Annotated in this window: 8 protein-coding genes; 4 read left to right on the top strand and 4 right to left on the bottom strand. The window is 70.6% G+C overall.

Annotated elements, in window-relative coordinates; all coding sequences use genetic code 11:
• Positions 1–616 precede the first annotated feature (616 nt).
• Entirely contained in the window at positions 617–757 is a 141-nt protein-coding gene (locus tag HCC78_RS34730; RefSeq protein WP_371743787.1) for a transposase, read from the top strand.
• 1,739 nt (positions 758–2,496) lie between these two features.
• Here the strand turns inward: HCC78_RS34730 and HCC78_RS06795 are convergent.
• Complete coding sequence (locus tag HCC78_RS06795; protein WP_172327988.1) at positions 2,497–3,378, bottom strand: DMT family transporter; 882 nt, start codon at positions 3,376–3,378, stop codon at positions 2,497–2,499.
• A 3,436-nt stretch (positions 3,379–6,814) separates the two neighbouring features.
• Between HCC78_RS06795 and HCC78_RS06790 the strand changes: the two genes are divergently transcribed.
• From HCC78_RS06790 to HCC78_RS06780, 3 genes are read left to right on the top strand one after another with little or no spacing between them, the layout of a single operon-like run.
• The gene (locus tag HCC78_RS06790) at positions 6,815–7,300 is read left to right on the top strand and encodes a sugar dehydrogenase complex small subunit (RefSeq protein WP_172327987.1); all 486 of its coding nucleotides are present in this window, start codon (positions 6,815–6,817) and stop codon (positions 7,298–7,300) included.
• 34 nt (positions 7,301–7,334) lie between these two features.
• The gene (locus tag HCC78_RS06785; protein ID WP_172327986.1) at positions 7,335–8,924 is read left to right on the top strand and encodes a GMC family oxidoreductase; all 1,590 of its coding nucleotides are present in this window, start codon (positions 7,335–7,337) and stop codon (positions 8,922–8,924) included.
• A 2-nt stretch (positions 8,925–8,926) separates the two neighbouring features.
• The gene (locus HCC78_RS06780; protein ID WP_172327985.1) at positions 8,927–10,345 is read left to right on the top strand and encodes a cytochrome c; all 1,419 of its coding nucleotides are present in this window, start codon (positions 8,927–8,929) and stop codon (positions 10,343–10,345) included.
• Between the two features lie 64 nt (positions 10,346–10,409).
• On the opposite strand, the gene repC is transcribed toward HCC78_RS06780, so the two are convergent.
• The 3 genes from repC to repA form a co-directional block, all read right to left on the bottom strand.
• Positions 10,410–11,627 carry a plasmid replication protein RepC gene (gene repC, locus HCC78_RS06775; RefSeq protein WP_253949081.1) on the bottom strand — a complete coding sequence of 406 codons (1,218 nt, stop codon included), beginning with the start codon at positions 11,625–11,627 and terminating at the stop codon, positions 10,410–10,412.
• A gap of 191 nt (positions 11,628–11,818) precedes the next feature.
• Entirely contained in the window at positions 11,819–12,823 is a 1,005-nt protein-coding gene (gene repB, locus HCC78_RS06770; RefSeq protein ID WP_172327983.1) for a plasmid partitioning protein RepB, read from the bottom strand.
• Positions 12,820–14,007 carry a plasmid partitioning protein RepA gene (gene repA / locus HCC78_RS06765; RefSeq protein WP_172327982.1) on the bottom strand — a complete coding sequence of 396 codons (1,188 nt, stop codon included), beginning with the start codon at positions 14,005–14,007 and terminating at the stop codon, positions 12,820–12,822. The genes repB and repA overlap by 4 nt, the downstream gene beginning before the upstream one ends.
• Positions 14,008–14,080: the final 73 nt, after the last annotated feature.

Raw genomic sequence — 14,080 nt, 5'->3', positions numbered from 1 at the left:
CTGCGCCGAGAGGCAAGGAAAGGCTGGAAGATCGCGCATTCACGCCCAGCAAAACGGAAACCGTTCCGCTCGCCCGACTATTTCAGCAGCCTGCTATGGGCCAGAGGGATTCAGTGCGGGAAGCCCGGAGGTCAGATCGGCCCCATGCCGAAGCCCGGTGCCAGCCGCTGCCGAACAGCCAACTGGCCCGGCCCACCCGCGACTGCTGCGCCATTGGTCCGGGCCGTTGCCGAAGGATGCGCCGCTGGTCCGCGCGCCGCTGGCGGCGGTGCGCGCCCCGCCCACGTGACGCAGCTCCCTTTCGATCCGGAGATTGCGTGCCCCGCGGCAAGAACCGGCAGGCGCGGCCATCCCGAACCTGTCCGCGAATGAGGTCGGGCGGGACACGGCCCGGGGAAGTCCGGTCCGCTCCGCGCCAGAGTCAAATCTACCGGGGGGAGCATTTGAGGGCCGGACGGGCGGAGCCCTGCCCGGCGACTGCCATCCGGACCTGCCCGATGCTGGAGGTCCTTTTCGGTCCGCAGATTCATCAAGGCGAACCAATGTGGCGCCGCTGGTCCGGGCCCACTCGCCAACGGTCTCAGCGCGGGCCTGATCGAGATGGCCGGGCCGGCCTGTGCCGGACCACTCGACGCTCTGCCGGCGCCAGGCACGGATCGCATTGCAGATCCCGCATCGGGCCTCCCGCCAGCCGCTCAACCTGCTGATCCCAGCCCGGGCAACGGAGTGCATGGGCCTCCGCTTGCCCCGTGATTGAAGTGGGACAGTGGCGCCGCGAAAGCCCGATGATTGATGGCCGGCGCGCAAGCATCGCGCGCCGCAGCGGCGCGAGGTGCGTCTGGCGACGGCTGCAACGGCTGGCGACATCCGCGCCGCCGCGTTCACCTCCGGCCGCCAGGGCGGCGGTCCGTTGCGGCCGGACCCGCTGTCCCGGATCCCGGACATCGGGGATACCGGACCGGCCGCGGCAGAGTGGCCAGAGGATGGGCCACCGGTTCGAGCGCCGCTGGCGACGCGCATGAGACCCGCCGCAGCCGGGCAACGATCCCCCGGCGCGGGGCCGAGCCCGTTCGGACATGCCTTCGGACCGATGGCCGCCAGGCCCTCGCTGCCGCTCCGCCGCAATGGCCCGGCCGCGCGACCGCCCCGCTGCCATCTCTCGAAACGATTTCCTGCAGGCGGCGGGATACCTCGGACGGGCCATTCGGAAGCGGAAGGCGGGGGACCACGCCCGAAGCCCGGCCGAGGCCCAGGCGAGCCGCCTGAAGCCCTCCAGGCGCGGATCCTGCCCCGCGGTCCCGACCGCCGGACGGGCGGGGTCCAGATCCGCATCCTTCCCGGCGTCGCCCGGACCGATGGCGCTTGCGGCGCATTCGTGGATCGCTGCCCGGCCCTTGGACGGGCCGGGATCGAAGCCGTCGCCGGAAGCCAGATGGCAGGTGTCGCCAGGCAGGACGCTGGTGGGCGAGACAAACCGGGCCGAAGCCAAGGGCACGAAGCCCTGCAAGCCGAACCGGTTCCTCCGCGGCATGGCCGTCGACGGCCGCAGCAAGCCCTGCCTTCCCGACGCCGGGAAACAGGCAAGCAGATGGCCGGGCCCGGCGTCGGCTGCACATGCAAGAACGGCAAGCGCTCCGCGCCCTTCCAGGCGTCCGATAAGCGCACCGTCCATGTCGCCGCGAACCCAATCTGGGCTTCGGCGGCTAATCCGGCCGCGCGAGATGGAGCGCGATTTCAAGACGGACAGGTTCCGGAAGTTGGACTAGGTCGGGTTCCTCTGTATCGCCATCATGCCGGACAGCGCGCTGCAGATCCTTATCCTCGATGGCGCTGCTGCCGGGGCCGAAGATCCCGGTCCATCTCTCCGGAACGGACATCTCCATAGATGTTTCGCTCGGCCCGAAGAACCCGAAATTGGGCCCGCCCCGGGTGGACGGACCCACGCTGGGACTGGGCTGCGGCAGCGCGGGTTCCTTCCTCCCCGGCCCAACCGCCGTCAGCGGCGGCAAGGTCGGGGCGGCCAGCTGCAGGCGAAGACCGCCGCCAGGGACACCGCGATCCGGCAGCGGCGCCTTCCCGATCAAGGGGGCGCTGAAGACCGGGAACGGCCCGTTGCCCGAAGCTGGGAGCGGCATGAACTTCGTGCCTGCGGCCAATGGTGCCGCTGGCCTTGCAGGCAGCCTGCCCAAGGGGGCCGCCATCACCGTCGGCTGCACGCCCGCGGCCTGCCGCTAGCCGGTGGCAAACCTGTCCGGCACCTCCGAAGCCAGATCGCCGTCCGCGCCCGCCGCAGCCCCGAGACCGGCGCCCGGGTGATTTCCGGCGCGGGCAGGAGCGCGCTGAAGGCGCCCGGAGCCGAGGGCCCGCCAGGCACCGCGCTCGACGGCAGAACCGTCTCCTTAGCCGGCGGCGCGGCAAGCGCCTGGCCGGAGCCAGGGACGGCCCGGACTTCCAGCTCGGGGTGACGGCCGCTGTCTCCGCCGGGGCCAGCCGGGCTCAGCCCTGCGCCCGGTGTTCCCGCCAGATGGTGAAGGCGCCGCTGGCGATGATCACCGCCGCGCCGACGAACACCGCCGGGGCCGGCATTTCCCGCCACAGCGCCCAGCCCAGCAGCGTCGCCCAGACCAGCGCGGTGTAGTCGAGCGGCGCCACCACCACCGCGGGCGCCAGCCGGAACGCCTGTGTGATCATCGTCATGCCCGCCGTGCCGAAGACCGAGATCGCCGCGCAGAGCCACAGGTCGCCGGCCTGCAGCGGCACCCAGAAGAACGGCACCGCCAGCGCGCTGACCAGCGTCCCCGCCCCGGTGAGATAGAGCAGCAGCGTCCAAACGCTCTCGCGGCGGTCGACCCAGCGGGCGCTGACCATCAGCAGCGCATAGACCGCCGCCGTCGCCACCGGCAGGAGCGAGGCCGGGCGGAAGGCCTCGGCCCCGGGACGGATCGCGACCAGGACGCCGAGGAAGCCCGCCAGAACCGCCAGCCAGCGCCGCCAGCCGACCTGCTCGCCGAGAAACAGCGCCGAGATCGCGGTGATGAAGAGCGGCGCGACGAAGACCAGCGCCGTGGCCTCGGCCAGCGGCATCAGCCGCAGGCTGGAGAAGAACAGGAAGGCGGCGCCGATCCACAGCACGCCGCGCAGCAGATGCGCCGCCGGCCGGTGCGAGCGCAGCGCCCCCGGCCCGCCCATCGTCACCGCGATCGCCAGCGCCGCGGGCAGGGCGAAGAGGTTGCGCAGGAACAGGATCTGCATCGGGTGGTAGTCCGCGGCCAGCAGCTTGGCGATCGCGTCGTTCGTGCTGAGGCAGGCGACGCCCGCGCACATCAGCAGCATGCCGAGGGTGCGGTCCCGCGGTCCTGCCAGGGTTGCTGTCTGCATGCCTGTCTCCTCGGCCTGCCGCGGCGCGCGCCGCCGGGCGTGTCCGCCCCTCTTGGCAGATTGCCGCCGGATCCGGCAAGACCGCGCGGATGTCCCCGCCGGGCTGCCGCGGCCTTGCCCCCGCGGTCCGGAAGGGGCGAAGATGCCCGGCGTTCTGGCCTGCCGTCCGGCATCGCTGCAGACCCCTGGCCGTGGAGATCCGCATCGTCGGCCCGCTTGGCCGGCCGGCCGGCTTGCGCAAGCCGTCATCCGCCGGCTGACGTAAAACGGACTGGACCGGCGGCATTGCTTCGCCCTGCGGCGGTCCCGCAACGGGCAGGAGCAGCAGACCGCCCGGCGGAATACGGACCGGTCCGCGCCAGCGGCAAATCCCTGGGGGCAGACTTGAGGGCCGGACGCCGGAGCCCTGCCCGGCAAATTCGGTCCGGTTCTGCCTGCCGGTCAAAGTGCTCTCCAGGCGGCCGCCCAGGCACGCGGCCGGAATGGTCTCCGGCCTGTCCCGCCCGGCGCCGTCTGCCCCGAGCCGCCGGATGCTCCTCCCGGTCCGGACCCCGGATGGCCGCGCCGACGCGCTCTGCCCGCCGCCGGCACCGGGATCACGTTCCCCAGGGAATGAAGAGGACCGGCGGCGCCGCGCACATCGCGCTTGCCGTCCTCGTTCACGGCCACGGCAAGCATCGCGGCCTTGCCGATGATCCTGCCGCTTTCGCGGACCTTCAGGCAGGTTGCGTCGCGCCATGGGCGGAGGCGGCACAGGAAACAGGAAGGGGTCCGGGGTGCCTTTTCCCCGCCGGAGGGCCAGGCGCCTCCGACCGGCCGCGGGGAATGCATTCCCCCGCACGCCGACCACCCGGCAAGAGCGGCTCGCATGGCTCTTCGGCACGCCGCCTGCGCCCGTCGCCTCGACCGGACCGCCGACGGTTCGCGTGGAAATCCCGTGGACATGGGCATGAACATGGGCCTCCCGGATGGCTGCCATGGGCACCGTCCCGGCGGTCCGGCGACGCTCCGGGAAGTTGGGAAATTGCCCCTTCCCGAGCGCCGGGAATTCCGGCACGGCCCTGCCCGCCCGCTTGTCGCAGTCTCTCGCTCGGCACCTGTCGCGCCGGACCTCGCGCGGGGGGAGCGGGCCCCTTCGCCGCGCCGGTCTCCGCCTCGACCTTCTTTCACGCTGTGATCCGCCCCCGGACCAGTGCCACGACACTCGAATTCCATGATGCGGACGGCAGCACAGGCCGGCATTTCGCGCACAAGGTCGCGCTCGGCACGCTGCTTGACCAGCGCGAGCAGCGCCAGTCGTCCTCCGGTCATCAGTCCATGGGCTTGCGCAGCCCCACGGGTGCCACGGCTCCATCTCTTCCCCGCGTCGGCGCCGGGCGCCGCGACCCGGACCTTCCCCGAAGTTCCACGGTGGCCGCCTGCGTCGCCCCCGGCCGAGCGCTGCGCTGCGCCAAGGGCTCCGCGCGCTGCTTCCGGCTCCATGAAGCGGGAAACGGCCCGGAAACGTTCTGCCGGCTGTGACCTTCCAGATTCATTGTCGGCGCTTTTGTGGCCATTTTGAATTGTTACCGCCGCGACATGACCGTATTGCCTATGTCCGGTAAGTTTCCTCCTGCCCGATCCGTTCTGCCGGACGCATGAATCTGCCTCTGCAGCCGGGAGGGCCGGCGCCGCAGGCGGCTCCTCCGGACCGGGCAAGATGCCGCGACGCCGATCGGCGGAGGCAGCCCGGACCGCGCGTGGCCGGGCCATCTGCAGCGCAAATGCCCATGCCAAGGCATCGAAACGCCGCGCGCCTCCGGATGGCCCGGCTGCTGCAGGTCGCAGCGCGCCGCCCTCGGCCCCTGCCCGGCAAGCCATCTTGGCAACAGGAGCAGACAGCACGGCAGGACGGCCCCGGAAAGATGACGCGGCCCGGAAGCCGAAGCCGCAAGGGCACGGCACGGTTTCCCGTCGGGATGACTGTCGCGCGATCCCGGCCGCCGGGAAGCATGGCAAACCGCAGCCCCGCAGGGGCCGTCCCGGGATCCTGGCCACCTGGCTCCGGCACGGCACTGCAGCACCACAGCAGCCGCAGGACGGCGAAGCCCGATGCCTGGGCAGCCCCGCGACCGGAAACCGGACAGGACCGCCGCCGGCCACCCCGAAGCGGAACCGGACGACGGCGGCATGGAACCGCGGAACCGTCCCCCTGTCCAGCGGCGGCACGGGCCGAGGCCCCGTCGCAATGTCCCGGCCGTCCCCCCTGCCCGCTTGCCGCAGACCGACAGCCGGATCGCGGGCCTGCGGTTGCCGGAGGGCTGCCCGGCGCATCGACAGCGCAGCCACGACGGCGGGCCAGCACATCCGCTGCCGGAACGGGCGTCGATCCAAATCGGCCAGCCCCGCGCCGGGCCGCTCCCTGCCGGAGCAGAGGACAGCTTGGGTTGGCCTGGGCCCGAGCGGACGTCCGGTAGCGCGGAACCGCGGCCCGAACCGCGCCGCAGCAGCACCCAGCGGCCGGACGCCAAGCCATCCTTCGGGCGATGAGCGGCCGCATGGCGGGCACGCGGCCGACCCGCCACGGCTCAGAAGCTCCCGGACCCGGCACGCTGCCTGCAGCCGGCCCGCACTTTCCATCGGGACGGACCGGCGGAAGGGTGGCCCCGGCCGATGTGCGCAGGCCGCGCCTGCAGCCGCGCGAGGACATGCGGACAGGCACGATGGCCCCATCGCAAAGCAGGGGCCGCATCGCTGCACGGAAGCGCCCGGCTTCCCGGCGGCCAGCCGCCAGCCGCACGGCGTTGGGTGCTTCGCCCGCCGCAGCCTGCCGGGAGCGGCGATGACGTCGCGGACCCCGGCATCAGGGCGGTCCCGCCAGGCCGCGCTGATGCCGACCGGCGGCGCCGGGACAGGCGCCGCTCCCGGCCATCCGAGCCTGGCCGCCCTTCGCCCTCCCCTGAAACGCACAGGCGGCCCCTGCCCCGTTCCGGACCCGCCCGCTGGCCAGCCTCCGGCCGGAACGCCGTGCCAGAGACCCGGAGAGCCCCCGTGACGCGCAGCAAGGCTGCCTGTCAGGAACGACACGCCCTGGCCAACCGGAGCGCCTCCAGCCCCGCCTCGCTGCCTCCCGCGCCCCCGGTCGGCCGTGCCGCTGCCACCGGCGCGGGCGGCGCAGCCTTCCTTCTCTGAAATCGAATTTCATGCATCTGTTTTGCCGAATTGTTCGAAATTTCCGAAGAGTGTCTTCTGCCCCCCGCGGCTGGCCAGTGCCGCGCCCGGCATCATCATGCCGCCCAGCCGGAACCGCACCGGGTCTCCGCCCTTCCGCGCCCGCGGTGCAGCGCTCCGGCCCTCGATCCGCCAGAGAATGGAGCCCAGCCAATGCCATCCCACCCCCCCCCGGACGGAAGGCCGCAGCCCTGCCGCCGGACCCGGCCGCCTCAGCCGCCGCGACATGCTCGCGACCTCCGCCCTGGCCGGCCTCGCCGCCGCCGCGGGCCTGCGGCCCGGCCCCGCCGCCGCCGGACCTTCGCCGCGCTTCTCGGCGCTCTCCGCCTTCGCGACCGGCCGCGGCGCGCCGGACCCCGCCCTCGCGGAGCGAGCCCTCGCCCAGCTCATGGCGCTCGACCCGGATTTCGGCGCCAAGCTCGGCGCGCTGCAATCCGCAGTCGACGCCTCCGGCGCGGCGGACATCGACGCCTTCCTCGCCACCGGCCCCGGCGCCGCGGAGCGCGAAACCCTGACCACCATCACCGCCACCTGGTATCTCGGCTATACCGGCACCGCGGACCCGTCGAAGGAATCCGACGACGCGACGCTGGTCACCTACCGCGGCGCGCTGATGTGGGAACCGACCGGCAGCGCCACGCCGATCCCCACATATTCGCAGCACCGGCAGAACTACTGGGCCGAGCCGCCCTCCGGCATCGACGCCGACTGATCCCCTCCCCTTTTCCCGATACGAGCATCCCCCAATGGCACAAGACCACGACGCCGACGTCATCGTCATCGGCTCCGGCACCGTCGGAAGCAACGCCGCCTACGAGCTGGCCCAGCAAGGCAAGTCCGTCATCATCCTCGAGGCGGGCGTCCGCATCCCGCGCTGGAAGCTGATCCAGTCCTTCCGCAACTCGCCGCGCCGCACCGACTACAACGGCCCCTATCCCGACGAGCCCTGGGCCCATACCTCCGCCTCCCATGCCTATGTCCAGAATGACGGCGACTTCGCCATGGTGGCCAACTTCCTCAAGCTGGTCGGCGGCTCCACCTGGCACTGGGGCGGCGCGACCTGGCGCTTCATCCCCGACGACTTCAAGATGAAGTCGACCTACGGCGTCGGCCGCGACTGGCCGATCTCCTATGACGATCTCGAACCCTGGTACGACCGGGCCGAATACGAGATCGGCGTCGCGGGCAACCTGCACGAGGACCAGTCCGGCACCCGCCCCGGCGAGACCTGGCCGCCGCGCTCGCGCGATTTCCCGATGCCCGCGCAGAAGAACAGCTACATGCTCGACACCTTCGCCAAGGCGATCGGGCCGATGGGCTACGAGGTCGTCGCCGAGCCCTCGGCGATGATGAGCGGCAGCTACCGCGGCCGCCCGGGATGCGTCGGCAACAACAACTGCGCCCCGGTCTGCCCGATCGGCGCCAACTACTCCGGCGTGTTCCATGCCGACCTGGCCGTCGAGGCGGGCTGCCAATTGATCACCGGCGCGACCGTCGACCGGATCGAGAAGGGCCCGGACGGCCGCATCGCATCGGTCCGCTACAAGTCCTCCGACGGCACCGAGGGGCGGCTCTCGGCCAAGGCCTTCGTGCTGGCCGCGCATGGCTATGAAAGCCCCAAGCTGATGATCATGTCCGAGGTCGGCAATTCCAGCGACATGGTCGGACGCAACCTGATGCCGCATCTCGGGCTGGGCGTCGATTTCTTCGCGGCCGAGGCGGTCTGGCCGGGCAGGGGGCCGATCCAGCAGGGCGCGATCTTCAGCCACCGCGACGGCGCCAGCCGCGCCCGCCATTCCGGCATCAAGCACGCGGTCAACAACTTCGTCCCGAACGAGGCGATGACCAAGCGGCTGCTGTCGCAGGGCGTTCTGGGCTCGGAGCTGGACCGGCGCATCCGCCATGACAGCGCCCGCTACATGAGCCTCTACTCGATGTTCGAGACGCTGCCCGATCCGGCCAACCGGGTGCAGCCCGGGCCGCTGAAGGACGCGCTCGGCAATCCCAACATCCGCCTGACCTATGCCGCGGACGGCTACTGCCGCGGGGCGATCGATCCCTGCATCGCCGACTTCACCGCCTTCGTGCAGGCGATGGACGGCGAGACGCTGAACATGTCGCGCGAGCTGGCCAACCACGACCACATCATGGGGACCACCATCATGGGCAACGACCCCACGGACTCGGTGGTCGACGGCGACTGCCGCAGCTGGGACCACGACAACCTGTTCGTCGTCGGCACCGGCAACCTGCCGTCCTCCTCGGTGGTCAACCCGACCCTGACCGCGGTCGCCCTCGGCATCCGCGCCGCCGACACCATCGCGAAGGAGGTCTGAGCATGGCCCGCCATATCGCACCGCTCGCGGCGCTGGCCCTAGGCCTTGCCTCGGCCGCCGCCGCGCAATCCGCCGACGACCTCGCGGCCCGCGGCGCATACATCGCCCGCGCCGCCGATTGCAGCGCCTGCCACACCGACCCGGCCGGGGGAGAGCCCTTCGCCGGGGGCTATGCCATCGCTTCGCCGATGGGGCCGATCATCGCCACCAACATCACCCCGTCGAAGACGTTCGGCATCGGCGGCTGGACCGAGGAAGAGTTCGGCCGCGCGCTGCGCCGGGGCGTCGCGCCGGGCGGCGCGCATCTCTATCCGGCGATGCCGTACCCGTCCTATGCGAAGATGGCCGATGCCGACGTGAAGGCGCTCTACGCCTATTTCACGCAAGCCGTCGCCCCGGTGGAGGAAGCGCCCGCCGCGCAGACCGAGCTTCCGTTCCCGTTCAGCCAGCGCGCGCTGATGATCGGATGGAACCTGCTCTTCGCTCCGGAACCCGGCTGGACCGCGCCTGCGGGCCTTTCGGAAGAGGAGGCGCGCGGCGCCTATCTGGCCGATGCGCTGGAGCATTGCAGCACCTGCCACACGCCGCGCGGGGTGCTGATGAACGAGCAGGGGGCACGCTATCTCGGCGGCGGTTCCCTGGGCAGCTGGCGCGCGCCGAACATCACCCCGGACATGGCCACCGGCATCGGCAGCTGGTCCAGGAACGAGATCGTCTCCTATCTCAGGGACGGCATCGCCATCGGCAAGGGCTCCGCTGCGGGTCCGATGGCCGAGGCCGTGGAGCATTCGCTGAGCCATCTGGAGGACAGCGACCTCCAGGCCATCGCGGCCTATCTGAAGACCGTTCCGGCCGTGTCGTCGCCGGTCGACCGCGCCGGTGCCGCGGAGCCACTTCCGGTCGGGCTGGCCAGCTACGAGACGACGGACTGGCAGGGCAATCCGGACCACGCCTCCGCGCTTGCGGAGCATGGCACGACCGATGGCGCGACGCTCTACAACGCGGCCTGCGCGGCCTGCCATGGCGTGGACGGGCAGGGGGCGCCGGACGGCCATTTCCCGTCCCTGTCGGCCGTGTCCTCCGTGACCTCGAAGGACCCCTCGAACCTGGTGATGACGATCGCCGAGGGCATCAGCCGCCATGACGCGGCAGGCTACACGGTTATGCCGGGCTTTTCGAAGGACCTCGGCAACGCCCAGATCGCGGCGCTGGCCAGCTATGTCACCGCCACCTTCAGCGGGTCGGATGCAACCGTCGGCGAGGCGGAGGTCGCGACGATCCGCTCGGGCGGCGGGACGCCCTGGCTGGTCCGCAATGCGGCCTGGCTGACCTGGGCCGGGATCGCCGCTGCACTGCTCGTGGCGGCGGCGATCGTCGCGCTGATCGTCCGGCTGTCGCGCCGGGGAGCGCACGCTGCATAGACGGTGCGTTCACAGTTGTGAACTCCGCGGCGCATCCGCCGCATGGATCGAAACGGGGGCGGGTTCACAGCTGTGAACCCGCCCTCTTTCCGTCCGGCAGCAGCGAAATCACCATCTGCTCCAGGCACAGTTCGCCCTTGGACGCATTCACGCAGAGCCTTGCCAGATAGGCCCCGTGGCTGCGGATCGAGGCAAACCTCTTCAGGATGGCCGCGATGCAGATGGCCGCGCCGATCTCGCCGATCACCGATCTTGCCGTGTTCCAGGTTGCCTGCGGAATTCCCAGCATCGGCCGGATCGCTTCCGAGGCGCGGACCAGATCGTGCCAGTCCCGTATCGGATCCCGGCAATAGGTTTCCATGCCGGGCGAGGCTGCCAGGACGTCTCCCAGCGACACTATGGGCGGCGCGGGCGGTGCCGTTCGGGGATTGGCTTCAGGCTTCTTCGGGTTCCCTGCAAAACCGGTTCCGGCATCTTCCCGAGGGGGATCGACCGGGCGCGGCTGCGGGTCTATCTGAATTTTATCTTGGGGTTCTATGTGCTGCTCATCCGGGGCTGCGCTGGTGCTCGTTTCTTCTGTTCGGGACGGGTCCAGCAGGGCGGCGGCACGGGCCAGAGCGGTCGCCAGGCGCCGCTCCAGCGCGCGGAGGAAGGTGGTCTCGGGCTTGCGGCGGAGCAGCTTGGCGGCGTCTGCGGCAAGGGCGGCGAGCTCGGCCCAGAGCGGAGCGGGGCGCACGGTGGGACCGTAGGCGGCCAGCTCGGCGGCGTCGCGGCGCATCAGGCTGACGGTCTGGCGGAGACGTTCCAGCGCTTCGGCCTCGGCGGCGAGACGGGCGGAGGCGTCGCGGAACTCGGGCAGGCGGTTCTGGAGCGGCGAGAGATCGAAACCGAAGGCGATCTTCTCCGCGCCGAAGCGGCGGGCATAGCGCTTGCCGTTCGGGCTGTCGCGGCGGAGGATCACCCCGGCGGAGACCAGCTTGCCCAGATGGCGGCGCATGGTCGAGCAGGCCATGCCGTTCAACCGCTCGCAGAGCGTGCGGTTCGACGGGAAGACCACCGGGTCTCCGGCGCCGCCGCCGAGAATCGCGGAAGGGTGGAAGCTGACCAGCGCCTGCAGCACGGAGAGGTCGCGGTCTGACAGCCCGTATTCGGTCCGGGCAGCGGCGAGCGTGCGCAGCGCTTCCCATTTGTCCACGGCTTCCCCGCTGCGCGCGGCCGTGGCCTTGCGATGAGTGTCCAAAAGGACAGCATCCACCCTTCGCCGGAAGGGCGTTATCGGCATGTAGCTCATGATTTCTGTCACGAAGACAAAAAATACCTGTCCCGCGAATCCGTTCGGACTTGCGGCGCGGGGCTGGGACCTCTAGCTTGAGAGTGCGAAAAACAAGTGAGGGTCTCGTGGAGCTCCGGCTTTGCGGGACCTTTTCTTTGTCTCTGTCGTGCCTCCTGTTCCTGCCTGTCTTCTTTTCTGCCTCAGTCTCCGCCGTGCGCCTTCCAGCGCGCGTGAAGCTCCCTGATCAGGCCGGGCGCCTCTGCCTCGACCCAATCCGCGAATGCGCCGCCGCCGAGGTCTATGCTGACCCCCTTGGCGGAGCGGCGCAGCGATCCGATGCGCGTGCCGTCGACCGAAAGCGGCCTGGCCCCGGCCTTGGCGGCGGGGGCGGCGCGCGGCCGGGCCGGGGGCGTGCCCACGGCCTTCATCACGGCGTTGAAGGCCAGAACCGAGGGATCCTCGGCCTGGCCAGGGGCGTTTTCGTCGAAGACCGCCACGGCAGCGCGGTCATGCACGTCGGCGGCGATGCCGATCAGCCGCTCGCGGTCGATGCCGGAGGCGTCGATGCCCTGGGCCAGCGCCTCCCAGCGGGGGCGGCCGATGCCATGGGCCGGGCCGATGGCGGCAGCGAGGTCGCGTCCCACCGATTCGGCCACCGCGATGCCCATGGAGATTGCCGATTTCGTGACGGTCAGCACCTCGGCCACCTTGGCCTGGGTGCCGAAGCCCGATTCGACCAGCGACTGGGCGAACAGCGCCTTCTCGATGAAGGACAGGTCGCGCCGCGCCATGTTCTCGGAGATCTGCGACTTCAGTGCCGCCCCCTCGTCGAGATTGGCGACCAGCGCGCGGACCTTCTGGACCTTGTCGGAGGAGCGGATCGCCTCCAGCCTGCGGCGGCCGTAGACCAGCAGGTAGCGCTCGGGCTCGGAGGGGTGGCGGCGCACCAGGATCGGCACCGCCTGCCCGTTCGTCTCGATCGCCTCGCGCAGGTCGGCCACGTCCTCGGGATCCAGCCGGTCGGCGATCCGCGTGTCGGTGATCGCGGCAGGGTCGAGTTCCCAGACATGGTGGCTGTCCACCGCGTCCCGCGCCGAGCGCAGCGCCCGGTTCGCGCCCATCATCGAGGAGGGCGGCGGCGCGGCCGTGCCGGCCTTGGCCAGCCCGTCCAGCATCGACATGCGGCGTTTCTTCTGGTCGGTCATTTCCGTCCCCAGGTCTTCTGGATGAGGTCCGCGATCTCGCCGTTGACGGCGTTCAGGCTTTCGATCGCGCGGTCGTAGGTGGCGCGGGTGAAGGACGAGCGCGAGACTTCGTAGAGCGTCTGCTTGGTCAGGCCCGCGTCGGAAATCGCGGTGGATTTCAGCATCGGCGAGTTCAGCACGTTGTCGCCGTACATGGTGCGCAGGAAGGCGACGATGCGGTTCTGCGGCGCGTCGGTCGGCTCGTAGCGGGTCAGCAGGTAGCGCATCCAGTCGTGGGACATGTCGGCGCCGGATTCGGCGATCACGTCCATCAGGTCGGCGGTCATCCGCAGGAACTGCGACATCGACATGACGTCGAGCATCTCGGGATGGATGGTGACCAGCACGCCGGTCGCCGCCGACAGCGCCGACATGGTGAGGAAGCCCAGCTGCGGCGGGCAGTCGATCACCACGACGTCGTAATCGGCATCGACCTGGGCCAGGGCCTCCTTGACGCGGAAGAAGAACAGCCCGGCATTGCCCTGGGCCAGTGCGCGCGGGGTCTCGTGCTCGAATTCCATCAGCTCGAGATTGCCGGGGATCAGGTCGAGCCCGGGAATGTAGCTGGGCCGGATCACGTCGCGGATCGGCACCGGATCGGCATAGCGGATCGCGTCGTAGAGCGTGCCGCCGTCGGGCAGGTCGTATTCCGGCTGCACCCCGTGCAGCGCGGTCATCGAGGCCTGCGGGTCGAGGTCGATGGCCAGCACCCGGTAGCCGTTCAGCGCCAGGTACTGCGCCAGATGCGCCGAGGTGGTGGTCTTGCCGGAGCCGCCCTTGAAGTTCATCACGCCGATGACCTGCAGGTGGTCGCCCTCGCGGCGGCCGGGCAGGTAGTCGCCGGGCTTGCGCGCGGTCTTCTCCAGCAGCTCGCGGAGATCGCGCAGATCCTGCACCGAATAGTGCCTGCGGTTGCCGCCGGTGACCTCGGGCGTCGGGCCCTTGCCGTCGAGATGCAGCTTGCGCAGGTAGGAATCGTTGATTCCGAGCAGCTGCGCCGCTTCCCCGGAGGTGAATTTCCGCATAGCCTTGGCGGCATCGGGCGGGAAGAGTCCCTCGCGCAGCGCATGCAGCTGCACGGCGAGAGTCTCGGAATGCCCGCGGATGACGGCATTCAGATGCGCCCGAGCGTCTATTGTGTCCATCTGCTTCCTGCCCGCGTCCGTGTTCACGGAATTTGACGTTCTTGGATCCTTTTCCGTGACTATTGGGCAAGGA

Origin of the sequence: Mangrovicoccus sp. HB161399, from assembly GCF_013184745.1 — a bacterium.
Lineage (GTDB): Bacteria > Pseudomonadota > Alphaproteobacteria > Rhodobacterales > Rhodobacteraceae > Mangrovicoccus.
The sequence above is the reverse complement of the archived record's forward strand: the minus strand, read 5'-3'. Positions and strand labels throughout refer to the sequence as shown.

Coding starts and splice junctions, on each gene's coding strand:
- HCC78_RS06795 (WP_172327988.1), bottom strand. CDS start 3,378: ATGCAGACAGCAACCCTGGCAGGACCGCGGGACCGCACCCTCGGCATG.
- HCC78_RS06790 (WP_172327987.1), top strand. CDS start 6,815: ATGCTCGCGACCTCCGCCCTGGCCGGCCTCGCCGCCGCCGCGGGCCTG.
- HCC78_RS06785 (WP_172327986.1), top strand. CDS start 7,335: ATGGCACAAGACCACGACGCCGACGTCATCGTCATCGGCTCCGGCACC.
- HCC78_RS06780 (WP_172327985.1), top strand. CDS start 8,927: ATGGCCCGCCATATCGCACCGCTCGCGGCGCTGGCCCTAGGCCTTGCC.
- repC (WP_253949081.1), bottom strand. CDS start 11,627: ATGCCGATAACGCCCTTCCGGCGAAGGGTGGATGCTGTCCTTTTGGAC.
- repB (WP_172327983.1), bottom strand. CDS start 12,823: ATGACCGACCAGAAGAAACGCCGCATGTCGATGCTGGACGGGCTGGCC.
- repA (WP_172327982.1), bottom strand. CDS start 14,007: ATGGACACAATAGACGCTCGGGCGCATCTGAATGCCGTCATCCGCGGG.